The 25,261-nt window shown below is 73.2% G+C and carries 22 protein-coding genes; 13 read left to right on the forward strand and 9 right to left on the reverse strand.

Translation table 11 applies throughout. The features are described 5' to 3' along the window. Positions 1 to 14: 14 nt before the first annotated feature. Both WME90_RS33950 and WME90_RS33955 read right to left on the reverse strand, forming a co-directional pair. On the reverse strand, positions 15 to 275 hold the full coding sequence (locus tag WME90_RS33950; RefSeq protein ID WP_437276198.1) for a hypothetical protein: 261 nt from the start codon (positions 273 to 275) through the stop codon (positions 15 to 17). Continuing rightward, a complete protein-coding gene (locus WME90_RS33955; RefSeq protein WP_437276199.1) occupies positions 272 to 913 on the reverse strand; it encodes an RNA polymerase sigma factor in 642 nt (213 codons plus the stop codon). Before WME90_RS33955 ends, WME90_RS33950 begins: the two co-directional genes overlap by 4 nt. A gap of 152 nt (positions 914 to 1,065) precedes the next feature. Here WME90_RS33955 and WME90_RS33960 point away from each other — a divergent pair, with 152 nt between their 5' ends. From WME90_RS33960 to WME90_RS33985, 6 genes are all read left to right on the forward strand, one after another. Further along, positions 1,066 to 1,467: a hypothetical protein gene (locus tag WME90_RS33960; protein ID WP_437276200.1), complete on the forward strand. Its 402-nt coding sequence runs from the start codon at positions 1,066 to 1,068 to the stop codon at positions 1,465 to 1,467. A 141-nt stretch (positions 1,468 to 1,608) separates the two neighbouring features. Further along, entirely contained in the window at positions 1,609 to 2,127 is a 519-nt protein-coding gene (locus tag WME90_RS33965) for a hypothetical protein (protein WP_437276201.1), read from the forward strand. A 141-nt stretch (positions 2,128 to 2,268) separates the two neighbouring features. Continuing rightward, positions 2,269 to 3,195 (forward strand): Grx4 family monothiol glutaredoxin, encoded by a 927-nt coding sequence (gene grxD, locus WME90_RS33970; protein ID WP_437276202.1) that lies wholly within the window; start codon positions 2,269 to 2,271, stop codon positions 3,193 to 3,195. Positions 3,196 to 3,329: 134 nt separating this feature from the next. After that, on the forward strand, positions 3,330 to 4,715 hold the full coding sequence (locus WME90_RS33975) for a sigma 54-interacting transcriptional regulator (protein ID WP_437276203.1): 1,386 nt from the start codon (positions 3,330 to 3,332) through the stop codon (positions 4,713 to 4,715). 64 nt (positions 4,716 to 4,779) lie between these two features. Then, positions 4,780 to 5,262: a ribonuclease E activity regulator RraA gene (gene rraA / locus WME90_RS33980; RefSeq protein WP_437276204.1), complete on the forward strand. Its 483-nt coding sequence runs from the start codon at positions 4,780 to 4,782 to the stop codon at positions 5,260 to 5,262. 245 nt (positions 5,263 to 5,507) lie between these two features. Then, on the forward strand, positions 5,508 to 5,756 hold the full coding sequence (locus tag WME90_RS33985; protein ID WP_437276205.1) for a hypothetical protein: 249 nt from the start codon (positions 5,508 to 5,510) through the stop codon (positions 5,754 to 5,756). 60 nt (positions 5,757 to 5,816) lie between these two features. Here WME90_RS33985 and WME90_RS33990 read toward each other — a convergent pair whose 3' ends face one another. Further along, the gene (locus WME90_RS33990) at positions 5,817 to 7,673 is read right to left on the reverse strand and encodes a hypothetical protein (protein ID WP_437276206.1); all 1,857 of its coding nucleotides are present in this window, start codon (positions 7,671 to 7,673) and stop codon (positions 5,817 to 5,819) included. 248 nt (positions 7,674 to 7,921) lie between these two features. Then, positions 7,922 to 8,242 (reverse strand): hypothetical protein, encoded by a 321-nt coding sequence (locus tag WME90_RS33995; protein WP_437276207.1) that lies wholly within the window; start codon positions 8,240 to 8,242, stop codon positions 7,922 to 7,924. 57 nt (positions 8,243 to 8,299) lie between these two features. Between WME90_RS33995 and WME90_RS34000 the strand changes: the two genes are divergently transcribed. The 4 genes from WME90_RS34000 to WME90_RS34015 all read left to right on the forward strand — a co-directional run bounded on the left by WME90_RS34000 (position 8,300) and on the right by WME90_RS34015 (position 14,873). Next, positions 8,300 to 8,839, forward strand: a complete 540-nt coding sequence (locus WME90_RS34000; protein WP_437276208.1) for a hypothetical protein — start codon at positions 8,300 to 8,302, stop codon at positions 8,837 to 8,839. 134 nt (positions 8,840 to 8,973) lie between these two features. Further along, positions 8,974 to 10,899 carry a hypothetical protein gene (locus tag WME90_RS34005; protein WP_437276209.1) on the forward strand — a complete coding sequence of 642 codons (1,926 nt, stop codon included), beginning with the start codon at positions 8,974 to 8,976 and terminating at the stop codon, positions 10,897 to 10,899. A 126-nt stretch (positions 10,900 to 11,025) separates the two neighbouring features. Next, entirely contained in the window at positions 11,026 to 12,135 is a 1,110-nt protein-coding gene (locus tag WME90_RS34010; protein ID WP_437276210.1) for an HPP family protein, read from the forward strand. Between the two features lie 437 nt (positions 12,136 to 12,572). Continuing rightward, entirely contained in the window at positions 12,573 to 14,873 is a 2,301-nt protein-coding gene (locus tag WME90_RS34015; RefSeq protein WP_437276211.1) for a CapA family protein, read from the forward strand. Here the strand turns inward: WME90_RS34015 and WME90_RS34020 are convergent. After that, on the reverse strand, positions 14,812 to 16,230 hold the full coding sequence (locus WME90_RS34020) for an LA_2272 family surface repeat-containing protein (RefSeq protein ID WP_437276212.1): 1,419 nt from the start codon (positions 16,228 to 16,230) through the stop codon (positions 14,812 to 14,814). The two genes, WME90_RS34015 and WME90_RS34020, sit on opposite strands and share 62 nt — an antisense overlap. A gap of 129 nt (positions 16,231 to 16,359) precedes the next feature. Between WME90_RS34020 and WME90_RS34025 the strand changes: the two genes are divergently transcribed. Continuing rightward, complete coding sequence (locus WME90_RS34025) at positions 16,360 to 17,268, forward strand: M23 family metallopeptidase (protein ID WP_437276213.1); 909 nt, start codon at positions 16,360 to 16,362, stop codon at positions 17,266 to 17,268. Between the two features lie 88 nt (positions 17,269 to 17,356). Here WME90_RS34025 and WME90_RS34030 read toward each other — a convergent pair whose 3' ends face one another. The 4 genes from WME90_RS34030 to WME90_RS34045 all read right to left on the reverse strand — a co-directional run bounded on the left by WME90_RS34030 (position 17,357) and on the right by WME90_RS34045 (position 22,975). Further along, on the reverse strand, positions 17,357 to 18,301 hold the full coding sequence (locus WME90_RS34030) for an RluA family pseudouridine synthase (RefSeq protein ID WP_437276214.1): 945 nt from the start codon (positions 18,299 to 18,301) through the stop codon (positions 17,357 to 17,359). Positions 18,302 to 18,306: 5 nt separating this feature from the next. Beyond that, entirely contained in the window at positions 18,307 to 19,824 is a 1,518-nt protein-coding gene (locus tag WME90_RS34035) for a hypothetical protein (protein WP_437276215.1), read from the reverse strand. 62 nt (positions 19,825 to 19,886) lie between these two features. Continuing rightward, complete coding sequence (locus tag WME90_RS34040; RefSeq protein WP_437276216.1) at positions 19,887 to 21,467, reverse strand: hypothetical protein; 1,581 nt, start codon at positions 21,465 to 21,467, stop codon at positions 19,887 to 19,889. Positions 21,468 to 21,637: 170 nt separating this feature from the next. Next, complete coding sequence (locus WME90_RS34045) at positions 21,638 to 22,975, reverse strand: Stp1/IreP family PP2C-type Ser/Thr phosphatase (protein WP_437276217.1); 1,338 nt, start codon at positions 22,973 to 22,975, stop codon at positions 21,638 to 21,640. A 271-nt stretch (positions 22,976 to 23,246) separates the two neighbouring features. Here WME90_RS34045 and WME90_RS34050 point away from each other — a divergent pair, with 271 nt between their 5' ends. Together WME90_RS34050 and WME90_RS34055 are read left to right on the forward strand one after the other, a co-directional pair. Beyond that, positions 23,247 to 23,981 (forward strand): hypothetical protein, encoded by a 735-nt coding sequence (locus tag WME90_RS34050; protein ID WP_437276218.1) that lies wholly within the window; start codon positions 23,247 to 23,249, stop codon positions 23,979 to 23,981. Between the two features lie 75 nt (positions 23,982 to 24,056). Next, positions 24,057 to 25,247 carry a tetratricopeptide repeat protein gene (locus WME90_RS34055; RefSeq protein ID WP_437276219.1) on the forward strand — a complete coding sequence of 397 codons (1,191 nt, stop codon included), beginning with the start codon at positions 24,057 to 24,059 and terminating at the stop codon, positions 25,245 to 25,247. Positions 25,248 to 25,261 lie beyond the last annotated feature (14 nt).

The following is a 25,261-nucleotide window of genomic DNA, read 5'->3' on the forward strand; positions in this document are numbered from 1 at the left end:
AAGGCGCCCCCTCGCTACCCTCCCCCGTAGATCTGCCCGATCTTCTGCACCGAATCCCACACGTACACGCAGCCCGAGCTCAGCAGGAGCGCCGGCAGGATCACCGCCGACCAGGCGAGCGAGAGCCGCGCGCTCGGCGCCGGATGCTCCGCCTCGTCCACGAGCGCGGCGCGGGCGCGGAGCCGGACCGCGTCGGCCCGGGCCGGGTCGAGCGGGACGAGCGGCAGATCGGCGAGGCTCCTCGCCAGCGGATCCTCTCCTGAGAACGGCTTCATCGAGAACCTCCCCGCGGGTGTCGGTCCGCCGCGTCCGCGGCGGCGATCGGGGTCGCCGATCCCCGCCGGGGCCGCTCAGCATTTCGCCTTTCGAGGCAGGCCGCAAGCTCGGCGCGGGCGCGCGACAGGCGCTTGCGCGCGGCGTCCTCGCGGATGCCGAGGACCTGCGCCACCTGCGCCGAGTCGAGCCCCTCGACGGCCCCGAGGAGCAGCACCTCGCGGTGCGCCGCGGCGAGGTCGCGGAGCGCCGCCTCGAGCGCCGCGACGTCGGCCCGGGCGTCCGCCGCGATCTCGGGCTCGGGCGCGGCCGGCGCGGGCTCGCGGGAGAACAGCGCGGCGCGGGCGAGGTCGATCAAGGCGGAGCGGCGGTGGCTCCGGTAGCGGTTCCTGGCGATCGTGAACAGCCACGCGGCGAGATCGGTGTCCTCGGCGAGCCGGCCGGCGTGGCGCGCGACGGCGAGCCAGGTGTCCTGGAACAGGTCCTCGGCGACGTCGCGCCGGCCGCAGAGGCGCACGAGGAAGCTGAAGATCCGGGGGTGGTAGCGCGCGTAGAGCTCGTCGAAGGCGCGCGGATCGCGGCGCCTCAGGCGCGCCGCGAGCTCGGCGTCGGACGGAGCTGCTGCGCCTCCCCTCTCCACGCCGACATAACGCGCGAGCGCGGCGGGCGTGACAAGGAAGTTTTCCGGTCACGGGATCCACGGCGCGGCGTTGGGGCTCGTGAAGGCCGGCGCGCACGGCGGCGGCGGCGACACGCAGCAGAAAGAGAAGCGCAGACGAGAGGGAGGCACCGATGTTCGATTTCTTCGTCGAGGGCGGCTGGGGGATGTGGCCTATCCTTGTCTTCGGGATGGTCACGGTCGGGGCGGGGCTGCAGTTCGCGCGGCGGCCGGAGCCCGGGAAGCTCCGGTTCATCGCGGCCATGGGGCTGACGACGCTCGTCGCGACGATCCACGCGACGTGGATCGCGCTCGGCGCGGTGTTCAGCTACCTGTCGGATCCGGCGAAGGTTCCAGACGGCGAGCTCGCGCGGGTGCTCGTCGTGGGGCTGAAGGAGAGCACGCGGCCCGGGTCGCTCGGCGGCTTGCTGCTCGCCCTCGCGTGCCTGCTCTCCGCGCTGGGCGTCCTGCGCGCCGGCCGGGCGCCGGCGGGCGGCGGCGCGCTCCGCGGCGAGCCGCGCGACGCGCGGTCGTGAGCGTCGACGGGCGTCGGCGCGCTCCGCGGCGAGCCGCGCGGGCTCCCGCTCCCCGGCGGAGGGCGCGGCCGGGCTCGCGACCGCAGGCCTCACAGGGCGCCGGCGCTTGGCACCGGGGCCCGGGTGCGGCACACAGGGTCGATGGGCAAAGCCGAGCTCGCGCAGCTGATCGACCGCGAAGGCCTCGACGCCTCGGACGGCTCGCGGGGCCGCCTCGCGCTCGCCGTCCCGGCGGCGTGGGCGCTGGACGGCGCGGACATCGAGATCGCGGTGCCCGCCCGCATCACCTGCGCCCGCTGCGACGGCGGCGGCTGCGACAGCTGCGCCCGGAGCGGCGCCCACCGCGCCCCGACGGAGCTCGCCGCGAGGACGCTGAGGCTCCGGCTCCCCCCCGACCTCGCCGGCGGCGTGACGCTCCGCCTCGTGCGCCCTTTCGGCGAGCACGCCCCGCTCGATCAGCTCCTCGTCGAGCTCCGCGAGGACAGCGCGGCGTCGCCAGGGGTGCGCCGCATGACGCCGCCCCCGTCGGACGCGCTCGCGCGATCCCCGAGGGCGAGCGCCGGGCGTGTCCGTGTGCTCGGCGCGGAGCTCGGCGCGCCGGCCCTCATCGCGACCCTCGCCGCGATCGCGGCGGTCGTCGGTCTCCTGCTCGGCCGCTGAGCGCACCGGAACGCCGCTCCGGCGCGCGGTCAGGCGCGGCTGGAGCACCTCGCTGCCGTACGTCGCTCATGCTAGCGAGAGGCCCGCGGACGCGCGCCGGAATCGATTGCGCCGCCACGGCCACAGAGGGAGAGCAAACACATGAGCCTCAGCGAGCCCATGCGGGCCAGGATCGCCACCATCATCCGCGAGAGCGATGTCGTCCTGTTCATGAAGGGCACGCGCACCATGCCGCAGTGCGGGTTCTCTGCCGCGGTGGTGAACATCCTCGACGAGCACCTGCCCGAGTACGTGACGGTGGACGTCCTCTCGGATCCCGCGCTGCGCGACGGCATCAAGGAGTTCTCGAGCTGGCCCACGATCCCGCAGCTCTACATCCGCGGCGAGTTCGTCGGCGGCTGCGACATCGTGAAGGAGCTGCACGCGACAGGGGAGCTCGTGAAGGCGCTCGGGCGCGCGCACGGCGAGGCGCACGCGCCGCCCACGCTCCGCGTGACCGAGGCGGCGCTCGCCGCGTTCACGGCCGCGAGGGAGTCCGAGGCCGACTTCGTCCACATCGAGATCGACGCCTCCTACAACTACGGTCTTTACTTCGGCCCGCGGCAGGCAGGTGACGTCGAGGCCCAGGCGGGCGGGGTGGTGTTCCTGCTCGACGGCGCGAGCGCGCGGCGCGCCGAGGGGCTGTCGATCGACTTCGTCGAGGGCCCCTCCGGCGGCGGCTTCAAGCTGGAGAGCCCGAACGAGCCACCGAAGGTCAAGCAGATCTCGTCGACCGCGCTCAAGGCCCTGCTGGACAGCGGAGAGGCGCTCGATCTGTTCGACGTCCGGACCGAGCAGGAGCGCAAGATCGCCACGATCGAGGGGGCCCGTCACCTCGATCAGGCGGGGCAGCGGTACCTGGAGACGCTCGCCAAGGACGCGCGGATCGTCTTCCACTGCCACCACGGCGGCCGCAGCCAGGCGGCCGCTGAGCACTACCTCGCGAAGGGCTACAGGAACCTCTACAACCTCCAGGGCGGGATCGACGCGTGGTCGCAGGACGTCGACCCGTCGGTGCCGCGGTACTGACCACCTCCGCCAGACGCGGAGGCGCGCCCCCAGCGGGGAACGCGCAGGCATCGCGCTTCGACAGATTTTTTCACCTACACTGACCGACCCTACGGAGCCTTCAGAGCCGCCGTAGGATCATGTATGCGTAGAGTGTGGGTGCCGACGATCAGTCGACGATCAGGGCGTCCGACACGCCGCGGGCGGCGTTCCCCGAGGGGACGACGCCCGGCCTCGTGGTCATCTTCACCCGCGGCCGGCCTGCGTGCGCGCCGATCCCGCTCGAGGGCGGGGCGGTCGTGCTGGGCCGCGTGGCTGCGGACGACACGGTGGTCGTCGAGGACGAGCAGGTGTCGCGCCGGCACGCCCGCATCGCGCTGTCGGGCGAGGGCCTCCGGATCACCGATCTCGGCAGCAGGAACGGCACCTTCGTCGATGGAGCGCAGATCGAGGATCACGTCTTCTCGTCGCCCCCGCGCGTGATCCGGCTCGGGAGCACGCTGCTCCGCTTCACCACGGACATCGCGCCGTTCCGGCGCGCCGGGGTCCTGGAGCACGAGGACGGCCTTGTCGGCCCCACGCTCCGCCAGGTCCGCGAGGCGATCCACCGCGCGGGGATGCGCGGGGACACGCTGCTGCTCACCGGGCCGAGCGGCTCCGGCAAGGAGCTCGCGGCGCGCGCCTATCACGCGGCGACGGGGCGGGGCGGCCCCTTCGTCGCCGTGAACTGCGCCGCGATCCCGGAGGGCCTCGCGGAGCGGCTGTTCTTCGGGGCGCGGCGCGGGGCCTACTCGGACGCGACGGCCGACGCCGAGGGCTACGTCCAGGCTGCCCACGGCGGCACGTTGTTCCTCGACGAGATCGCGGAGCTCGACCCGTCGGTGCAGCCCAAGCTGCTCCGCGTCCTCGAGACGCGGGAGGTGGTCGCGCTCGGCGACACGCGCCCGCGCAAGGTGGAGTTCCGGCTGTGCGCGGCCACGCTGAAGGATCTCCAGGGCGAGGTCGCGGCGCGCCGGTTCCGGGAGGACCTCTATTATCGGATCGGCCGGCCCGAGGTCCGGATCCCGTCGCTGGTAGAGCGGCTCGAGGAGCTCCCGTGGCTCGTGACGGCGGAGCTCAGGCGCAGCGGCGCGCAGCTCACGCCGGGCGCCAGCTTCCTGGAGTGCTGCGCGCTGCGCGCGTGGCCGGGCAACGTGCGGGAGTTGCTCTGCGAGGTGCGGCAGGCGGGCGCCGCGGCGCTCGAGGCGGGGCGCTCCGTGGTGGACGTGATCGATCTCGCGCCGTCCGCGGGCCTCGACATCACGGAGGTCGCGCGGCGCACGCCGGCGCCGCCGGAGATGCGGCGGCTCGCCATCGAGACGGCGCTGCGGCGCGAGCAGGGGAATGTCACGCGCGCGGCGCGCTCGCTCGGGATGCACCGGAACCAGCTGCGCCGGTGGCTCGCCCGCCATGGCGTCGACTCGGCGGCGTTCGCCGGCGCGGACAAGCGCAAGGGCGGCGCCCCCTCCGCCAAGGACGGCGAGCGCCACGAGCCCTCCTGACCGGCGGCGGACGAGCGGTTGAATCCGCCGGCCGACAACCTATGAAAACGGAGAGGGAGTCTTCATGAGCTCAGAGATCAGGACCACGGATCTGTGCGACGAGCACCCGGACGTCGTCGTCGCTGACCCGATCTTCCGGGATTACGGCGGCGCTCGCCTGTTTCATGGGCGCATCACCACGGTGAAGGTCCACGAGGACAACGTGCTCGTCCGCAAGGCGCTCGAAGAGCCCGGCGACGGGCGGGTGCTGGTCGTGGACGGAGGCGGCTCCCTCCGCTGCGCGCTCCTCGGAGACAACATCGCCGCCATGGCCCATCAGAACGGCTGGGCCGGCGTGATCGTTTACGGCTGCATCCGCGACGCGGAGGCGATCGCCCGCATCCCGATCGGCGTGAAGGCCCTCGCGACGCACCCGAGGAAGAGCGGCAAGAAGGGCGCGGGGGACCGCGACGTCGCCGTGACGTTCGCCGGGGTCACGTGGGTCCCTGGCGAGCTCGTCTATGCCGATCACGACGGGATCGTCTGCGCGCAAAAGCAGCTTGCCTGAGAGCTCGGACGCGCGCTCGCGCCCGAGGTGCGGCAAAACGCACGTCCCTGGGCGCTTTCGCCACACCTCGTGAGGAGGACGCGCGGTGGCAGCGCCTAGGATTGATGGGCTCGGATCCAGCCAGGACGCGTGGATGTCGCGCGCTGCGTCGAAGCGCGCCAACTGGCGCGGCCGATGCATCAAACGCAACCAGACGCAGACAGACGCAGAGGCAATCAACACCTCGTGCGAACGGGAGGACAAGAATGAGCCACATCACGTCCGAGCTGAAGAGCGATCTGAACAAGAGCCTGGAGTCGCTGCAGACCCTGCGCGACGAGATCCGCGTCAGGCTCCACCTTGCCGGCATGGACGCGAAGGACGCCTGGGACAAGCTGGAGCCCAGGCTCCTCGACGCCGAGAAGCTGGCCGAGGACGTCTCCGAGGCCTCGCGGAACGCGCTGCGCGAGATCGTGGAGAAGGTGAAGGAGTTCCGCTCGTCGCTCCCGTCCTGATCGCCGCGCGGTCATCACGAGAGGATCGCGACGAGGACGCGGTGGGGACGCGACGCCGGATCAGCCCCGCAGCGCGGCCGACACGACGCGCGCGACGTTGCCCCACCGCGGCTCCGCCGCGCAGGCCGCGAGCCTCTCCCCGACGACGTGGGAGCGCCGGTGATCGCAGAAGCCGGGCGGCCGCGGGAAGGCTGTGAGCGGCGCGCGCAGGATGGTCTTCTCGACCTGCGCGAGCATCGCCGTGTTGTGCACGAAGCCGAGCCCGCTCTGGATGTCGGCGAGCGTCGAGCCGGGGTGGCCGCCCCAGGGCGGGACGACGGCCGCGTGCGCGGCGGCGGGCGCCTGGTTCACCGCGATCACGCCGTACCGGAGCTCGAGCAAGGCGCGGTCGAGCGCGGCCCCGACGGCGGGGTCCTCCTCGCTCATCGGGTGCACCACGATCGTCGCGCCAAGGCTGCCCTGGAGCCGGTCGTTGCAGAAGCGGGTCGCCGCTTCCAGGAACTCTACCGGATCGCTCGAGCCGACCTCGACGACGGAGAGCACGCCGCCGATCGGCTCGGTCGAGAACAACGGCTCGGCGGCGTCCGACGCCGCGAGCCCGGCGATCAGCGTCCAGGGGAGCTCGCCCGGCCCTGGCGCGCCGATGCGCGCGACCCCGTACGGCAGCGGCACGTCGGCGGACGCCTCGAGGCGATCGGGCTCGATCGGCGTGCGCCCGGCCGTCAGCGCGGCGTGACGCGCCTCGACCTCCGGGTGGGCGGCGCGCCGCGGCGGCACGGCGGCGAGCGCGCGGTGGAGCATCCGGAAGAGCAGCGGCCGCTGCACGAAGCCCCGGGGCAGCACGAGGAGGCTCGCCGCGTGGCTGCCAGACGCGGCGCCGCTCACGATCTGGCTCGCGAGGCACCTCGCCTGGAACCAGAGCTCGTCGCCGCCGTAGAGCCACGGCATCACGAGGACCGGGCTGACGCCGCCGAGCGTGGAGGAGACCGGCTTGTCGAGCAGCCGCTCTCCCGAGGCCCGCCGGCGCGCCTGCTGCGGGCCTGGCGGTCCCCAGACGAGCGCGTCGTGCGCGGCCGCCGGGCCGGTGACGTGGACCTCCGAGACGGCGGGGTGGGCCGCGAGGGATGCGCCCACCTCGGCGCCGCCGTAGACGAAGCGGAGCAGCCCGCGCGAGACGAGCGGCGCGAGGGCGCGCTCGATGATCGCGCCGAGGGGCGCGCTGCGCGGGCTCATCGCGACCACCACGACGCGCCCCTCGACGAAGAGCTTGTGCAGCGCGTCCCGGAGGGGGACGCCCGCGACATCGCCCGCGCCGAGCACCAGCGCGACGCCCCCCTCGGGGTCGCGCTGCTGGTAGAAGCGCGCCTGCCCTTCCCGGACGCTCTCGCGCGTCGCTCCGGGCTGCATCAGCACGCGCGCGCGGAGCGGCCCGTGCAGGGCGGTGTCCTTCAGGCACGTCGGGAACACCTCCACCTCGATCCGGCCGTCCGCGCGGGCGCGCACCACCCCGCGGCCGAGCCGGGGGCGTCCGCGCGCGGCGATGTCCTCGAGCGCCTCGGCCAGGCGGCGCGCCTGCGAGAGCGTGACGCAGGGCCCCGCGAGCCACGCCTCGCCGCTCGCCGACGAGCCTGGATCGAGCCCCCTGTCGGCGCATGACGCCTCGACCTCGGGGCGCGCGGCGGCGAGCAGGCCCGGGAGCGATGAGCGGAGCAGGGAGGCCTTCTCGAGGAGCGGCATGCGAGCGAACCCGAGCGCTGCGTCGCCCAGCTCGGACAGCGCACGATCGAGCTCGGCCGACGATGTCTCGGCGCCGCGCGCGGCGCGCGGATCGCCCGCCGGCACGGCTGCGGCTCCGCTGGAGGCGGCGGCGCTTCCGGGCGGGAGATCGGCGGCGACGGCTTCGGGGATTGGCAGCATCGGAACGGAGATTACAGGCTGGAGATCGCGCGCGCGAGCGCGGCGACGGTTCGCGGCGCGCGTGTAGCCGGCGTGCTCGGGATTCGGTACAGTCCTCCGCCATGGATTGCGCTTTCACCATGGGTCTGGGCCCCGCGCGTGCGCCCTCCTCCAGGGAGGCCCTCCGCCCGGCAGCTTGCGGCGTCCTTCTCGGCCTCGGCGCGCTCCTCCTCGCGCCGGCGGCGACAGCGCAACAAAACGGTCAGCCGCTACCGCAAGGCCAGGCGCAGCCCGGTGGAGCTGCCCAACCGCCGTCGGGGTATCCTCAACAGCAGGGGTATCCTCAGCAGCAAGGCTATCCTCAGCAGCAGGGGTATCCTCAGCAGCAGGGGTATCCTCAACAGCAGGGGTATCCTCAGCAGCAAGGCTATCCTCAGCAGCAGGGGTATCCCCAGCAAGGCTATCCTCAACAGCAGGGATATCCTCAGCAAGGCTACCCTCAGCAGCAAGGATATCCTCAGCAGGGCTACCCTCAGCAGCAGGGATATCCTCAACAGCAGGGATATCCTCAACAGGGCTACCCTCAGCAAGGTTACCCTCAGCAAGGATATCCGCAGCAGCCGCCCGGCTATGGTCCGGGGTACGCCTTGCCGGCCGGGCCACCGCCGCCCCCGAAGCCCCCCGAGTCGACCTGCTGCCGCTGGTCGGTCCGCTACAACGCCCTCGATCTCCTTTTCGGAAAGATGACCTTCGAGGGCGAGGTCGCCGTCATCGGACCGCTCACCATCGGCATCGCGCCGTCGTGGATCTGGGGCTCGCTCGAGGACGCGTCGATCGACACGACCGGGTACGCGCTCGCGGCCGACGTCGGCGTCTACGTCGAAGGAAAGCCGCTGCGGGGGTTCTGGGTGAAAGGGCGCGTCGGCTACGAGTCGTTCGAGGCGACCTACACCCCTCCCCGCGCATCGACGGTCGCCGCGAGCCGCGACGTGAGCAGCGCCGTCCTCGGCGTCATCATCGGGAGCACGAACATCTTCGGCCGCGACGGCGGGTTCGCCATGTCAGGAGGGTTCGGGCTCGGCGTCGCGCTCGCCCCTCCGGCGGAGCTCACCCCCACGATCGTGTTCTACGACAAGGCGGGGAAGATCAAGCTCATGGGGTCGCTCTCGCTCGGCGTCGCGTACTGAGGATCACATCCGCAGTCTCCTGAGCGGCGGCGGCGCAGGGCAGCGCGGCCCCCGCCGCGGAGGGCTCGGCGCCGGTCGGCCGGCGCGGGCCAGGGAACTTGGCCCCGCGCGCGGCGCCGTGGGACTCCTGCACCATGCCCTCTCGCATCGCCCGCCGCCCCGGGCCGGCGCTGCTGCTCCCGTTCCTGGCGGCGCTCGTGTCGATCGCGTTCGCCCGCCCCGCGCGCGCGTGGGTCGAGGCGCACGTCGCCGGAGACGACGTGCGCCTGTCGATCGACCGGGCCGGCGCCGCCACCGTCGAGCACAAGGTCACGCTGAAGATCTCGGGCGGGCCGCTCCGCGCGCTCGACATCCAGGGCGTCGACCCGGACGCTCAGCTCGATCAGGGCAGCTACGCCGTGCCCTTCAAGGCCGCCGAGGCGGGCTCCCTCGCGTCCGCGGCGCCGGTCGCGATCGAGCTCCTGCCGCCCGACCCCCGGCCGCGCGAGGACGGCACGCGCCGCCCGCCGGCGCTGCGGGCCCGCTTCGACGGCAAGGGCCTGAGCCGCGGGGTGTTCGTGCTCTTCTTCCGGTATCGCACGGACCTCATGAAGCGCGGGCTCATCCGGCAGGATGGCCCGAGCACCCGCGTCTCATGGACCGGCCCCGTCTGGGACGACGGCTACGACTCGGCGCGGCTCACCGTCGCGCTCCCGGCCGCGCCCGACGAGCCGCGCGTCGACGAGGCGCGCGCCGGCGCGGCGGGCGAGGCGCCGTCCCCCGACGAGCTCGCGGCGCCGACGACGCTCTCCACGCTCCGTCGCGCGCTCGACAAGGACGAGCTCGAGCTGCTCCGCCCGTACGCCCCCAAGGCCGAGCCGATCCGGTGGGCGATCCGCGCCGACGCGCGCGCCTTCCAGCCCGAGCCCGCCGCGGCGCGGCCCGGGGCCGACACGCTCGGCCGCATCTCGGACGCCGCGGCCGGCAGCCCCGATCGCGGCCGCACCCTCTACGTGGCCGCGGGCGTGGTCCTCTTCGCGCTCTACAGCGCCCTCGTCGCGCTCAAGGCGCGCGAGCACGAGCGCCTCGCGCAGGCCGCGGGCGTCGCGCCGCGGCCCCTCGTCCCGATCCCGCTCGCGCCGCGCGCCGCGCTCGCGGGGCTCGCGCTGGTCGCGGGCGTCGCGCTGGAGCTCCTGCTCAGGGACGGCACGCCGGGTGCCGCGCTCGTGGCCGCGGCGACCGCGCTCGCCGCGCACCGCACGCCCCGCCCGGAGCGCGCGAGCGCGGCCCTGCGGCGCCCTGGCAAGTGGCTCCCCATCGCGGAGGCCGAGGCGTTCCGCGAGCCGCCGCGGGTGCGCGGCGTCTACCTCGACGTCTCGACGCGCGCCGGCAAGGCGCTGCTCGTCGCGCTGCTCGCCGGGCTCGGCGCGGGCGTCCACGCCGTGGCGGCCGCCTCGCCGTACCACGCCCACCTGCTCGCGCTCGACGCGACGGCGCTGCTCGCGATCTTCTGCACCGGCCGGCTCGCCGAGCTCCCGGCCGATCCGGCGGCGCGGCCGGTCGCGTTCCTGCGCGACGTCGCGCGGCGTGTGCGGCGCTCGCGGAAGGCGCCTGCCCGCGCCGCGGCCGCGGCGCAGGAGCTCCGCATCGTCGGCCGCCTCCGCATCCCGGACGGCAGCCCCGACGCCGACGAGCTGCGGCTCGGCCTCTCGCCGCGCGCGGCGCTCCCCGGGTTCGTGGCGATCGAGGTCGGCGTCGTCTACGCGCCCGGCGCCGGCGGCGCCATCGGGCTGCCCGAGGTCCTGCTGCGCGTCGCGCCGGGCTCGCCGTGCGAGCACGCCGTCGAGCGGCTCGCGAAGAGCGGCCGGTCGTCGCGCGGCCGCCGCCCCGGCGAGCGCGTGCTCGCGTTCACGCCGCGCCTGCCGACCGCGCGGATGACGGCGGCCATCGCCGCCGCGCTCGTCCGCGCCGTGTCCACCCCGCCCGCGGGCGCCACGCCGACGAAGCCGTCCGGCGTTGGCGCGGCCGGCGCGACCCGCGCGCCGCGCCCCCGCAAGAAGGCCGTCTCCGCCGCGGCGTAGCGCAGGGTCGGCCCGCGCCCCGACGTCCCGAAACGATTTCGCGATCCGCGAGCACCTCGCCAGCGTTCGTAAGCGCTCGTACGCGTTCATAGACAACGCGCGAGCACCTCGATATATGGCCGCGCGATGAGCTTTGGAGTTGCGGGCTCGAGCTTTCTTACGCGGTTCCAGCCAGTGCGCACGCCGCTGCTCGTGAGCGAGCGGCTCTATGCTGCTATCGGGGGCTTGCTCGGGCTGCTGGTCACCGGGCTCGTGATGAACGCTTGCGTCGGCCCCACCGCGCACGCTCCGCTCCTCATCGCGCCGATCGGCGCCTCGGCCGTGCTCGTGTTCGGGGTCCCCGCGAGCCCGCTCGCCCAGCCCTGGTCCGTGCTCGGCGGCAACGTGCTGGCGGCCGTGATCGGCGTGACCGCTGCGCGCCTCATCCCCGATCCGCTGTGCGCCGGAGCGGTCGCGGTCGCGGTCACCATCGCCGTCACGAGCCTGCTGCGCTGCTTGCACCCGCCCGCGGGCGCGGTGGCGCTCACGGCGGTCATCGGCGGCTCGGCCGTGACGAGCCTGGGCTATCGCTTCGCGCTCATGCCGGTCGCCATCAACTCCGTGCTGCTCGTGGCCGCCGGGCTCGTCTTCAACAACCTGGTGCGCCGCAGCTACCCGCACGTCGTGACCTTGCCGGTCTCGCCCCACGGCACCGCCGATGCCCCGCCCGAGCTCCGCGTCGGCTTTTCGCCGAGCGACATCGACGCCGCCATCGAGCGCCTCGGTACGCCGCTCGACGTCGAGCGCGAAGATCTGATCGCCCTCGTTCGGAGCGTCGAAGAGGAAGCGCAGCGGCGCTTGCGCGGAGGCATCACGTGCGCCGAGATCATGTCGCGCGATCTGGTCACGATTCACCCCGACGCTCCGAGCGCGCTGGCGCTGCGCCGCCTCCGCGAGCGTGCCCTGCGCGTCTTGCCGGTGGTCGACGAGCGAGGCGTCGTGCACGGCGCGATCGACATCTCGATCGCGTCGGCCATGCCCGAGGCCACCGTGCGCGATTTGCCCTCCATCTACTTCGAGATCGCCCGCGAGAGCACGCCGATCAACGAGCTCTTCCAGCTCCTTTCCCGCGGGCGCGTGCACGAAGCGCTGATCGTCGACGCCGAGATGCGCCTGCGCGGCATCGTGACCCAAACCGATCTCCTGGCGGTGATCGGCCGCGCACAGCTCGCCAAAGGCTCGGCGCTGTTCAGGTAGCCAGCGCGCGCTGCCGGCCGGGGGCGGTGCGCCCCCATGCGACACAGGCGCGCATCGCCACAGCGCACCGTCCATACACGCGCCTTCACGTGCCTTTACGTGCAAACACACCTCGTCAAAACGACAAATCGCAGGCGGCTCCATTCGAGCGTATAGCGGTCGATGACCGGAGCATGATAGTCTCGCACTAATCGTCTTTGTCTCAAACGCCAGCGCAGAAACGGCTCGAATCGTGCATGGGTCGGCGCTCTCGCGGTCTCTCCAGCGAGGGCTGAGCGGCCAGTCGACGCTCGCGACCCCATCGTCGGCCTTGGTCACCTCGGAGTCTCGTCGCACAGCACATTTGCACGTGTTCGACCGACCCCGGCGGAGCTCTGGCCATCACGCCTGTCGATGACATCCATCCTCGAACAGGCCTCAACCGATCGGGAGCGACCATGGCAAAAAGACCCGTTGTCCGCATCATCACATCCACGCCGCTCTCCGCGTGCGCCGCGGCTTGCGTCTGGCTCGCCGCCGGCGATGGGCTGGCGGCGTACCGGTTCGACGCGACCGAGGCCACGTACGACGCCACCTACGCGGCGGCCCCCATCGATGTGACCGGCGTCGTCGTCGACGAGGCGGGGTCGCCGATCGTGGGGGCCGAGGTGACGGCCATCGGCTGGGGGAGCGGCGCGGTCAACGACGGCGAGATCGCGTTCACCGACGGCACGGGCGCGTTCACGATGGCGGCGCTCGCGCGGCGCTCGATCCTGCTGCGCGTCGAGATCGACGGGTACTACAGCGAGATCATCCCTGCCGATCTGCACCGGCCGCTCGCCGAGGCGGCCGCCGGGGTCGGCCGCGTCGCGCTGACGGTGCAGCGCGCGGGCCGCGCCCGGATCCTCGTGGGAGGCGACACGATGTTCGGGCGGCGCTTCATCGACAGCGACGAAGACGGCATCGAGGGAGAGGAGGGCGACCTGATCCGCCCCGCCACGCGGCAGGCCGACGCGAGCGCCATCCTCACCTTCCTGCGCGACGTCCTCTCGTCGGCCGACTACACCCAGGTCAACCTGGAGTGCCCTGTCACTTCCAACCCGACGACGCCCCACCCCTACAAGTCGTTCACGTTCTTCTCGTACCCCGAGGCGGTCAGGGCGCTCGCGCTCTCCGGCGTCGACGGCGTGAGCCTCGGCAACAACCACATGTACGATTACCTGGAGGCAGGCGTCGCCGACACGCTCACCGCCGTGCCGAACGCCGGCCTCGACTGGTTCGGCGCAGGGCTCGACGAGACGATGGCGAAGGGCACCGTGCTGTACCGGACGCTCCGCGGCGTCGACGTGGCCTTCCAGGGGTTCAGCCAGCTCGTCAACGACGGGACGACGCTCCCGGAGTACGCGCTTACCGCCTCCGACGGGCCCCCCCCCAAGGCCGGCGCGCTCGAGCTCGGCCTCACGGAGATCAGCGACTTCATGGCCAAGGACGCGGTCGGGCGCTTCGCCATCCCGGTGGTCCACGGAGGCATCGAGTACAGCGACTATCCGTCGTCCGGCATGCGGCGGCGGTTCACTCAGCTCGTCCAGAAGGGCGCCGGCATGATCGTGGCGCACCACCCGCACACGATCCACGGCGTCGGGCTTTACAACGTCGGCGCCGGCCCCCGCTACATCTTCATGTCGCTCGGCAACATGGTCTTCGATCAGGACGTGTTCGAGACGTACCAGTCGTACCTCGCGGCCATCGACATCGACGAGGACGCGAGCGGCAACCGCGCGGTCCACCGCGTGCAGCTCATCCCGTTCCAGAACGAGGACTATGTCCCGAAGCTCGTGGGCGGGGCCTGGCTCGGCCGGGCGATCCGCCACATCGGTCACCTCTCCACGACGCTCCCGGCGGCGCCCGCGCCCGGCGAGGCGGCGGACGGCTTGACCGGCGCGGTCGTGTTCGCGAGCGGCCCGCGGGCCGCCGCGGTGAGCGCCCCCTCGCAGTACACGACGAGCGACGCCGTCGAGACGCGCACCGTGCCGCTCACGAGCCGCCGCACAAGCCCGCTCGCGCACCTGCGCTCGAGTCCGGCGGACTCGCTCGCCGCCGTCCGGACGACGGCCGCCGCGAGCTGCGATTACGGCCGGGAGATCATGCTCTACGGCGACTTCGAGGACGGCGACGTGGACGACACCTCCCACGAGGGCTCGATGTGGTCGATGAGCGAATACCGCTACATCGAGAACAGCGTCGTCCATGGCGGGACAGGGGCGATGGTGTTCCTGCGCAAGTCGAACAGCACGTCCGAGGTCTCGACCTACATGAACAACCGCGTCAAGTTCGAGCCTGGCCGCAAGCTGACCCTGACCGGCTACATGAAGGGAGACAACGCCGGCCAGATGCGCGTGCAGGTCTACTGGTACACGAGCGGCGGGACCAGCCTATCGAACAGCGTCGTGCTCACGCGCGCGGGCGGAACGTACGATTGGCAGCAGTTCACCATCGACCTCACCCCGCCGTCGAACGCTGGCTCCGTGCGGTTCTATTTCAGGGCGGGCGTGCCGACGAGCGGCGAGGCCACCGCGTTCCTCGACGACGTGTCGCTCATCGAGTGGGAGGGCACCGTCGCCGACAGCTCCCTCGGGTTCGGCCTTGCCACGCCGAACGACTGGAGCTTCGTGCGTTGCACCGCCGCGGACCCGGCGCTCACGAGCCTCGGCGTGACGATGACGCACCGGTCGTACGCGCTGGCCCCGGCGACGCCCTGAGGGCGCCGCGGCGGCCCGCGAGGGCGGCGGGCGCAGCAGGGCCCCGCGGGGCTGCGGGCGCGCGAGGACGCCGAGCCGCGTCGACGAGGCCGAGCTCGACGCCGAGGCAGAGCTCGGGCCCGCCGCCGACCTCGAGCGCGCCCTCGCCCCGCAACGTCAGGTAGCCGCCGGCGCAGACGAACGGAGAGAGCCGCTCCGCCAGCGCGTACGAGGCCGAGACGCGCGCCTTCAGCACCTCATTTCGCCCGGGGAGATCCCCTTGGAACGGGCCGCGGTGGTAGGCGCCGACATCGGCGCTCAGCGAGAGGGGCTCGACGCCGATCGGCAGGCGTGAGCCCATCGCGAGGCCCACGGCGTACAGGGCCTCTCGCTCCGCGGCGCGCTCCTCGTCGACACGTTGCGCGCGTGGCGCGCGCGGCTCGCTGTGGAGCCCGAAGCTCAGGATCGTATAAGCGTACCGGCTCGAGAACTTGAGGCCGGCGTTGCCGTGCAGTCCGGTGCTCCCCCAGAGCGCCAGCCGGATCCCCCCCTCGCGCGGCAGCGGGATGAGGCCGAGCGACTCCCCCCGGAGATGGTCGGTCACGTTGATGACGCCGATCTGGAGCCCGTCGATCTTGCGGGCCACGTTGATGAGCCCGATCTGGAGCCCCCGCTGCTCCTGCGAGACGTTGATGGCGCCGATCTGGAGCCCGTCGACGCGGCCGATGTTGACCGCGCCGGCCGCTTGCACGCCCGTCACCTGTCCGCGAGCGACGTTGACGGCGCCGGCGGCCTGCAGGCCGTCGACGTCGGCGTACGTCTGGTTGGCGACCCCGGCGATCTGCGCGCCTGCGACCGCCGTGCTCGCCCAGCCGAAGAGCCCGGCGACCTGCACCCCCGCGAGCGGGGCGTCCGCGAGGGCGAACCCCCCCGCGAGCTGCAGCCCCTCGGCGCGCCCCGAGACGACGCTCGCGACCCCGAGCTGGAGCCCGCGCAGATCCCCCGACGTCCACGAGAACAGGCCGACCTGGGCGCCGTCCACGAACCCGACACGGCCGAGGAGGAGCGCCAGATCGAGGTGGGTGGCGAGATCGGGCGCCGTGGCGTTGGTGCTGAGCGGGAAGAGGAGCGACAGGTTGACCGGGAAATAGGGCGTCTCCGGGCCACGGCGCGCCGGCTCACCTTCCACGCCGCCGTCGCCGGACAGGTCGCTCGACCACGCAGAGCGCGGCGGGGCGCGCCCAGGCGCCGCCTCCGCCAGCGCCGGCTGCTCCGCGGAAGCGCCGCGCGGAGTGAGCGCGGCCGGAGCGAGCACGCAGGCCGCGAGGGTCAGCCGTGCAGGGAGAGAGCGCCTCGCTCGGCGCGCGCGCGGCGACATCGCAGCATCGTACACGCGCGCAGCGCCCCTGACCTCGACTTCTGCGCTCTGCTTCGATAGCGTGAGCGAGCGGCGCTGCGCCGTGGCCTCGCCACCTTCGCTGCGCCCGCGCGCCGAGGACTCGCCACCATGAAGCCATCGTCCCTCGCGCCCGTGCTGGCCCTCTCCGCGCTCGCCGCCGGCTGCGCCTCGGAGCCCGAAGGCGCAGACCTCGTGTGGCCGATCGGCGGGACGGACGAGATCCAGCCGATGTCGTCGAGCTTCGGCCCCCGCCTGCAGACCTCGCGCGATGGCGTCTACGACTTCCACCGCGGCATCGATATCCCCACCGTCATGGGCACCCCGGTGTACGCGGTCGCCGACGGGAAGGTTGTGCGCGCGGGCCGCTACCAGGATTTCGAGGACGTCGTGGTGCAGATCGAGCACTGCGAGCAGCCGGGCGCGTGCTTCTACAGCACCTATATCCACCTGGCGATGCCGCTCGTCGAGGCCGGCGAGCAGGTCGGGCGCGGTCAGCACATCGCCTATACAGGGCTCGCCGCCAGCAGCCTGTTCCCTCACCTGCACTTCGAGATCCGCGAGGGAGGGCACGAGAAGGTGTACTGCGTGCACCCGCTCCGCTTCCTCCCGACGCCGGGCGGGCTGCCCCCGGCGATCGCCGTGCGCCGCACCGACGAGGACGCCACGACGAGCGTCTCGGTCGAGGTCGAGGCCACCCTGCCCGGCATCGCCCCGGGACTCGTCGAGGTCGCCGTCGCGACGTCCGCCCGGTCGACCGGGGAGCTCATCGAGGAGCGGGTGTTCAACTACGAGGAGTGGAACCGCAAGTATACGGGGGAGGGAGACGCCGCGATCATCGACGAGCAGAGCCTCGGAGGCATCCGGATCGAGCCGGCGAAGTTCAACGCGCAGTCCTCGACGTACGTCATCGCGTTCCGCTTCGGCGACATGAAAGGGACGGCGTCGGCCGACGACCTCCAGATCACGGCGCGGGCGCGCGACGTGGACGGCCATGTCATCGAGGCCAGCGCGCCCTGAGGCGGCGCGCCGCCCGGGCGAGGCGCGAGCGCGGCGCGCCACGCTCGACAGAGGCGCGAACGCGCCTTGAGGCGGCGCGGCGCCCGGCTCAGGCCTCGCCGACCAGCGCGGCCATGTCCGCGGGCAGCGGCGACGTCACAACGAACGCAGGCACCGCGTCGCTGCCGCCCCACCCGATGTAGTGCGCGTGCAGCGCGTGGCGGCTCAGCCCCTCGACCACGGGCCCGCCGTAGAGCACGTCGCCGGCCAGCGGGTGCCCAACCGACGCGAAGTGCGCCCGTATCTGGTGCCGCAGCGCCCTCGGCGCCCGCGCCTCGACGAGCTCCCAGAGCCCCACCTGCCGCACGCGCTTGTACATCGTCGCGGCCGGCCTCGGCGCGTAGCGCGCCACGTCGCGCGGGTGGATGCACGGGTAGACGCGCTTCTTGTCCTTCGGGTGCGGCGCGAGCGGCACCTCGATCGAGCCCATCTCGGGGAGATCGCCGATCTGGCAGACCAGCAGGTAGCGCTTGTCGAGCCGGCCCTCCTTCAGCCCGGCGCCCAGCGCCGCGAACGCCGCGGCCGTGCGCGCCGCGAGCACGAGGCCGCTCGTGTCCGTGTCCAGCCGGTGGCACAGCCCAGGCTCCCGCGGAGAGAAGCCGATGCCCGCCATCTCGGGGTACCGCGCCACGAGCGCGTTCGCGACCGTCCCGCGCTCGCCCGGCTGGAGCGGCGCCGTCGGCACCCCGGCGGGCTTGTTCACCACGACGAGGTCGTCGCGCTCGAGCACCACGTCGAGCGGCGCCGAAGGATCCGGCGTCGCCGCGCCGGAGGCCTCCGTGGGCTCCACGTCGACCTCCAGCACCTCTCCGGCCGCCGCCACGTCGCCCTTCGACGCGCGCCGGCCGGCGCCGCTCTTCCCCACCCCGAGCACGCGCACGCGCCCCTCGGAGAACAGCCGCTTCGCGCCCGCCCGCCCCAGCCCGGGGAGAAGCTGCACGAGCAGCTTGTCGAGGCGCGTCCCTGCATCCAGCTCGGTGATCGTGATCTTCATAACTCCTACGGAATCGTCCCCTGCCACCCGAGGCCGAGCGCGGGCGCTCGCCGGCTCCCGACCACGCTCTCTCCTATCACTCCCAACATGGGCAGGCCGAACCGGTTCCACGAGGGGCCCGCGCTGCGGGCGCCGACCGCGGAAGGGCGCGTCACGCGCCAGGCGACGCCCGCCCCGAGCAGAAAGCCCGCGGCCGTGGCGCCGACCCAGGCCCGCTGCTGCGCCTCGGTCGGAGACTCGAACACGAGCGGGCTGGCCAGCGCGGCGGCGCCCAGCCCGCCGAGCATCGCGCCCACGTCGATCGCCAGGACCTCCGACGCCGTGACGTCGAGCTGCGTCGCCGCCGCGGCCGCCCCCAGCCAGCCGAGCGCCGCGCCGTAGCCCATCCCCGCGATCGGCGTCCGCTGCACGTCGCCCCGCCCCGCCCACTCGACGAGCCCGCCGAGCAGGAGCCCGAGCCCGCCGCCCGATTGCGCCATCAGCGCGCCGCCCTCGGACATGTGGCCCAGCGAGAGCCCGAGCGCCGCCAGCGTGATCCCGGCGGTCCCGCCGATCAGCCCGGACGCCCAGCGCTCCTGCGCCGGATCCTGGGCGTGCTGCGCGAAGCGGCCCTCGTAGATCAGGTGGCCCGCGATCGTCGGCCACCACGTGCCGGACCCGAGATACCACGCGTCGGCCATGCCGACGTCCCACTCCTCTGCGATGATGATCGCCCCGCCGAGCCCGACGCCGGCCCCGACGGCCAGGAGCGGGTAGAGCAGGCGCGGATCGTCCGAGCCGCTCGATCGCTGGATCGAGAAGCCCACGAGGCCTCCATAGAGCGTCGCGTTGGCCGCGAGCGTCGCCTTTCCCACGCTGCGCGCCGGCGTGGCGAGGCGCCCGCGGCACCGCTCGGAGCACGGCGCCTCGCGGGCAAGAACCGTGGCCGCGGCGCCGCCGTCGAGCTCGGCCAGGAGGTCGCGGAGCATCACCGCGGCGCGCACCGCGAGGTCATCACGCGCGACGCGCTCGACCCGCACCCTGAGCGACCTCGATCCGCCGGACGCGAGCGAGAGCCTGAGCTCCACCTCGTCGCCGCGCAGCTCGAGGCTCGGCGCGATGAAGAGCTTGTCGCTGGAGCGCGCGCGCTCGATGAGCTCGGCCTCGTCGGGCCGCGATCGCGCGTTGACGCGGCCCGCGAGCTCCACCGACAGGCCGAGGTCCTGCGCCGTGTCCGAGAGGAGCGCGTCGAGCGCGCTGGCGAGCGGGGCGGCGCGCTCCTCGGCCTCGGGCGCGACCGCCGTCGCCAGCACGACCGCCGACCTCGAGGGCCGCGGCGGAGGCGCCGGCTCTCCGGAGCGCGCGGCCTGCGGCGGCTGCGCGGGCTGCGGCGATCGCGCGGGCTGCGGCGGTCGCGCGCGGTCTCCGGAGCGCGCGTGCGGCGCCGCGTCTTCGGGCTGAGCCGACGCTGGCAGCGCCGCAGCGAGCGCCGCGGCGAGCGCCAGAGCGCCCACGCCACCGCGGAGGTGCCTGGGGTCGATCATGGGGTCGCTGCTTCGGCCAGAGGCGGCGAGCGCCGCGGCGGCCACGGCGCTCGGGGCGTCGATCAGAACATGAACGTGCCGCTCGCGAAGAGATCGAACGTGTTGCTGTCGTTGACGTAGAAGCGGCGGCCGACCGCGTTGATGGTCGGGCGGTAGTTCGGGTTCGGGCTGCCGGTGACGGTGAGGCGCCCGTCCTCGTCCTGGCGGCGGCAAGGCCCTGCCGCCCCGAGGCTGTCCTTGTACTGGGAGTTGCACGGCTGATCGCCGCCGATGCCGTGCCCCCCATCGTGGCGGAAGCCCGCGCCGATCTGGAACTTCACGAGCTCGGCCGCCCTCCACGTCACGCTCGCCGACGCGCGGTACGAGCCGTACGGCTGGACGTCGCTGAGCCCCGTGAAGTACGTCCGCTGCGAGCCCTCGTCGACGACCGACGGCGCGCAGGCCCTCGCGTCGCCCGTCCTGCACAGGTCCGGGTCGTACGCGTCGTTGTCGCGGAACGCCGCCCACTGCGGCTGGCGCAGCGAGCTCGCGTCGCTCGATCCGAGCGCGTCGAACAGCTCCGAGTAGTCGCGCCCCTCGGAGTGGTACTCGCCGGTGAAGCGCAGATCGAGCGTGAGCCCGGTGTACTTCTCGCGGTTCTCCCAGGGGACGATCAACATGCCGAGCATCACGGTGCCGACGAGCGGCGGGTGGTTCACCAGCGACGTCTTCAGGTCGGTGAGGCCGTAGTCGCTCGACTCCTGCTGGAACTCGAACAGCGCCTTGAACCCGCCGTACGGCTCGACGTACTTGATCCGCTTCGACAGGTACGTGTGGACCTCGAGGCCGATGGTGCCGCGCGACACGCCGGGGTCGCGCTGGGCGATCCTCTCCCCCTCGAACTCGTTGTCGCTCGTGTTGTTCCGGTTGATGTCCGTCGGATCGGCGCACTTCACCTGGCCGCTCTTCGGCGCCTCGGTGCAGGCGTGCATCGGCTCGCTCACAGGGAAGCGCCCCTCGACCCCGAACAGCCAGGTCGGCTTCGTCCGGTCGCGCGCCTGGTTCATGATGTTCACGTCGAGCCCGACGGCGAGGTACTCGATGCCGCTGCGGTTCGGCGACGTGAACGGCAGCTGGAACAGCTGCTCCCCGGGGGCTCCCGCGAGCGCGACGGCCTGCGCCTCCGCCCCGGCGCTGCCGTTGAGATCGGTGAGCTCGCGCGCGTGGTTCAGGATGAGCGGCATCCTGAGGTAGAGCGCCAGGTCCCGGTAGAGGCCGACGTCGAGGCGCATGTTGAGCTTCGAGGTCACCTCGTTGTAGCTCGCCACGTTGAGCAGGTTCGACGTGTAGCCGCCCGACGACAGCCCCGGCCCGGCGATGCTCGTCTCGCGCCGGATCTTCGCGCTCTTCGTCGCGTACTCGAAGCCGAGGCTGAGGTTCAGATCAAAGGTGTCGCCGTCGTCGAAGGCGTCGACGACGCTCGTGATCTCGCCCGTCTCCGTCATGAGCCGCGGCTCGGTGGCGCTCCGCGGCTCGTCGGCGGCCGCGGGGGACGCCGCGAGGAGAGCCGCCGTAGCGAGCGCGAGCGACGCGAACGCCGAGCCCCCAGCCACGTTGATGGCGACGCGAGCGAGATGGCCTTCGCAGTACGTTCTGCCGTGCATGCTCATGGTTATCCGTCGGACGGACGCTACCGGCCGGGGTAGGAGGGTGTCAATCCGCGAATCGCTCGCCCGGCTCGCGCGGCCGCGCCCCGTCGTCCGCGCCGCAGCAATCCAGCTCTGTCCCGCGCGTCGGCCGCGCCCGCGACGGGGCGGCCCGCCGGGGGCGCCGTTCAGCGCGCCGAGGAGCGCTCCTCGGGGGCGAACGGGCTCTTCCCCTCCTCGCTGTCGGGGAAGATCTCGCTCGTGATGTCCTCCGCGGCCAGCTCCTCGCGGGCGGTGCTCAGGTCGCGCGACGTCTGGTCGAGCCGGTCGGCGAGCACCCCCAGGAACTGCCAGAGCAGCTTCACGGCGAGCTCGTGCTCCTTGCGGAGGATCTCGAAGAAATCGGCGCGACGGACGGCGATGAGCTCGCTCTGCTCCACGGCCGAGACGGTGGCCGAGCGCGGCATGCTGCGGATGAGGGCCATCTCGCCGAAGTGCTCGCCCGGGCCGACCTCGCTGAGCACCGACTCGCCGCGGATGATCCGGACGAGGCCCGAGAGCACGATGAAGAGCTCGTCGCCGCGATCTCCCTCGCGCACCACGATCTGGCCCGGCTCGAACGAGAGCACCTCGGCGACCTGCATGACCCGGAGCATCTCGCGCTCCTGCAGGCGCGCGAAGAGGGGCATCTTCGCGAGCACGTCGCGCTTCAGGGCGAGCAGCCGGGCGCGGACGCTGTCGCGGTGGTCGCCCTGGCCGAGCCGCACGAGGACCGCGGTGATGTTGTCCTTGCCGCCCTTCCTGTTCGCGAGATCGATGAGGCCGTTCGCGGCGACCTCGCCGTTCTCCTCCTCGAAGAACGGCTCGAGCTCCGCGGTGTGCGCGATGTACCCGTGGAGCCCGTCCGACGCGAGGAGGAACTGGTCGCCCGGGAGCACCTCGATCGTGAGCGTGTCGACCTCGACGCGCTCGTACACGCCGACGGCGCGGGTGATCGCGTTCTTCTGCGCGACCTTCTCGATCTGATCGCGCGTGAGCTTCCCGCGCTTGATGAGCTCGTTGTAGACGGTGTGATCCTCGGTGACCTGCTGGATGCGGCCCTCGCGGAGGAGGTAGATGCGGCTGTCGCCGACGTGCGCGATGTAGCCGTGCGAGCCGGCGATGAGGAGCGCGGAGAGCGTCGTGCCCATGCCGCGCTTCGTCGCGTCGGCCTTCGCCTCCTCGTGGATCCGGGCGCACGCGCGCTGGACGGCGTGCTCGAGCAGGCTGAGGACCTCCTTCATCGCGGCGCGCCGCACGTTGCTGCGCGCCTGGTTCTCGATGAGGTCCCGCTCCTTCTTGAGCTCCTCGTGGATGATGCGGACCGCGAGGGCGCTCGCGACCTCGCCCGCGGCGTGCCCGCCCATCCCGTCAGCGACCACGAAGAGCGCGAGCTTCTTGTCGACGAGGTAGTTGTCCTCGTTGTGGTCCCGCATGCGACCGACATCGGTCGCCGCATAAAACCTGATGTTTTCGGACAGGCCCATCGGTTCGGGCAGGCTACCCGAGGGCGCGGGAGGAAATCACTATCGATTGCGCCCACCACGAACCGTACGTCGAGGGACGTCGACGGACGTCGACGGACGCCAACGGGCGACCTCCTCCCGTCCATCGCGCCCTCGCCGCGCCCAGGGCGTGGGGCCCGTGCGGCGCGTGCGGCGCGCCGTCGGGGGGCGCTCGGGGGGCGGGTGGGGAATCGACCGCGTGGCCGCGGTTGCGAGCGGCGGTACATTCGGAGCGTGTAGAATGGGGGGTTGAATGCGGCTCGTTCTCTTCGATAACACCGACGTCGGGTGGGGTGGCGCGCGGCGGGCGAACGGCGCGAGGCGGCGCGAAGGCGCGGCGAGCGCGCGCCCCGCTTCGACGGCTTCCGCCGGCTCCGCCGAGACCGGGGACCTCGAGATCCTGGGTGAGGCGGTGGGCGCGACGATCGGGCTCACGCCGATCTGGCGCGCCGGAGCGCTCCTGCACCGCATGACAGGCGCGGCCGACGCGTGGCAGGCCGCCTCGAGCTGGGCCGAGGCGCTCGGCTGGGCGGCGCGCACGGCGCGGGAGCGCGGCCAGAAGATCGCGTCGCTGCAGGCCTGGGGGCACGGCGGCTGGGGCTACATGCGCATGGGCGCGACGCGGCTCGACGAGGCCACGCTCCGGCCCGGCTCGCCGCTCGACGGCGCGCTCGACGCCCTGAAGGCCGAGCTCGCGGGGCCGGACGCCGTCGTGTGGCTCCGCTGCTGCAGCGCCTTCGGCCACACCGGCCGCGCTTTCGCGCAAGCGCTCGCGGGCCGGCTCGGCTGCCGGGTCGCGGGGCACACGTACATCATCGCGTTCTACCAGAGCGGGACGCACTCCCTGCGCCCGGGCGAGACGCCGTCGTGGGATCCACACGAGGGCGTGCGCTTCGACGGCGGGGCGCCGGCCGGCGCCAAGTGGTCGTCGCGCGGGGCGCCGAACACCGTCTCGTGCCTGGCGGCCGATCTCCCGCGGGGGTACTGACGCCGCCCTGAGCGGGCGAGGCCCCGCCCGCTCAGGCGCTCGACCCGCGTCGCCGCGCCGGCGTACGCTGCCGCCATGACGTCGTCCGGAGCGCAGCGATCGCGCGCGCTCGATCTGCTGAGCCGCGGAGACATGGCGGGCGGCATCGCCGGGCTCGAGGGGCACGTCGCGGGCGCGCCGGACGACGCGGGGGCGTGGCTCGCGCTCGGGGCGGCGTACGCGGCGGAGGACCGCTGGGCGGACGCTGCGAGGGCGCTCGCGCGCGTGGTGGAACGGGGCGGAGGCGACATCGAGGCGCGCCTCGCCTACGCCCGCGCGCTGGTCCGCCTCGGCCGGCTCGACGAGGCGGCCGCGGAGCTCCGGCAGGGCGCCGCGAACGATCCGCCCGACCCGCGGGCGCTGCGCGAGCTCGGGGTGGTGCTCTATGACCAGCGCCTCTATGACGAGGCGGCGCGCTGGCTCTCGCGGGCGTGCGAGGCGGCGCCGGAGGACGCGCGGGCGGCCTTCGCGCTCGGGCTCGCGCACGAGGCGCGGCGGGAGATCGCGCCCGCCATCGCGGCCTACCGCGAGGCGGTGAGGCGCGCGCCTTCGTTCACCGACGCGCGGCTCACGCTCGCCGACGCGCTCGCGTCGATCGGGGAGCACGAGCGAGCGCTCGGCGAGCTCGAGGCGCTGCTCGCGCGCGAGCGGAGCCACGAGCAGGCGGCGAGGAACCGCGAGGTGCTGCAGCGCGCGCTCGCCGAGATGCGCGCGCGCCGGCTGCTCGGCAAGACGGAGCGCGAGCTCGCGCGGTCGGCGCTCGTCGTGGAGGCCCAGCTCAGGCGCCGTGAGGCGCTGGCGACGCTCGCGCCGGGTGGACGAGCAGCGGCGCGGCAGGTCGTCCGCTACACGGCGCCGCTCCTCGAGCTCTACGTGACGCTCGACGCGAGCGCAGGCGCCGGTAGCTACGCGATCGAGGCGCTGCACCTCGCGCTGACCGATCCGGACCGCGCCGGGCGCGCCGAGGACGACGTCTTCAAGGTCACGGTGATCGGCGAGGACGGCCGGCAGGCGCCGGTCAGCTACGCGACGGCCGCGTCGCTCACGCTCGTGCGCGAGGCGATCGGCTGCCCGATGACGCAGGCGAGCGCGCTCTATGCCTCGCTGCTCAAGGGGAGCCCGTCGGTCGACTGGGGCGGCGCGACGCTGCGGTTCGCGAGCGTGCCCGGCACGGGAGCGGCGCCCGGCGGAGAGCGGCACGGCCTCCTGGTCAGCCGGCGCGCCTGATCTCGGCGCGGGCG

It is taken from the genome of Sorangium sp. So ce375, from assembly GCF_051473855.1.
Lineage (GTDB): Bacteria > Myxococcota_A > Polyangia > Polyangiales > Polyangiaceae > Sorangium.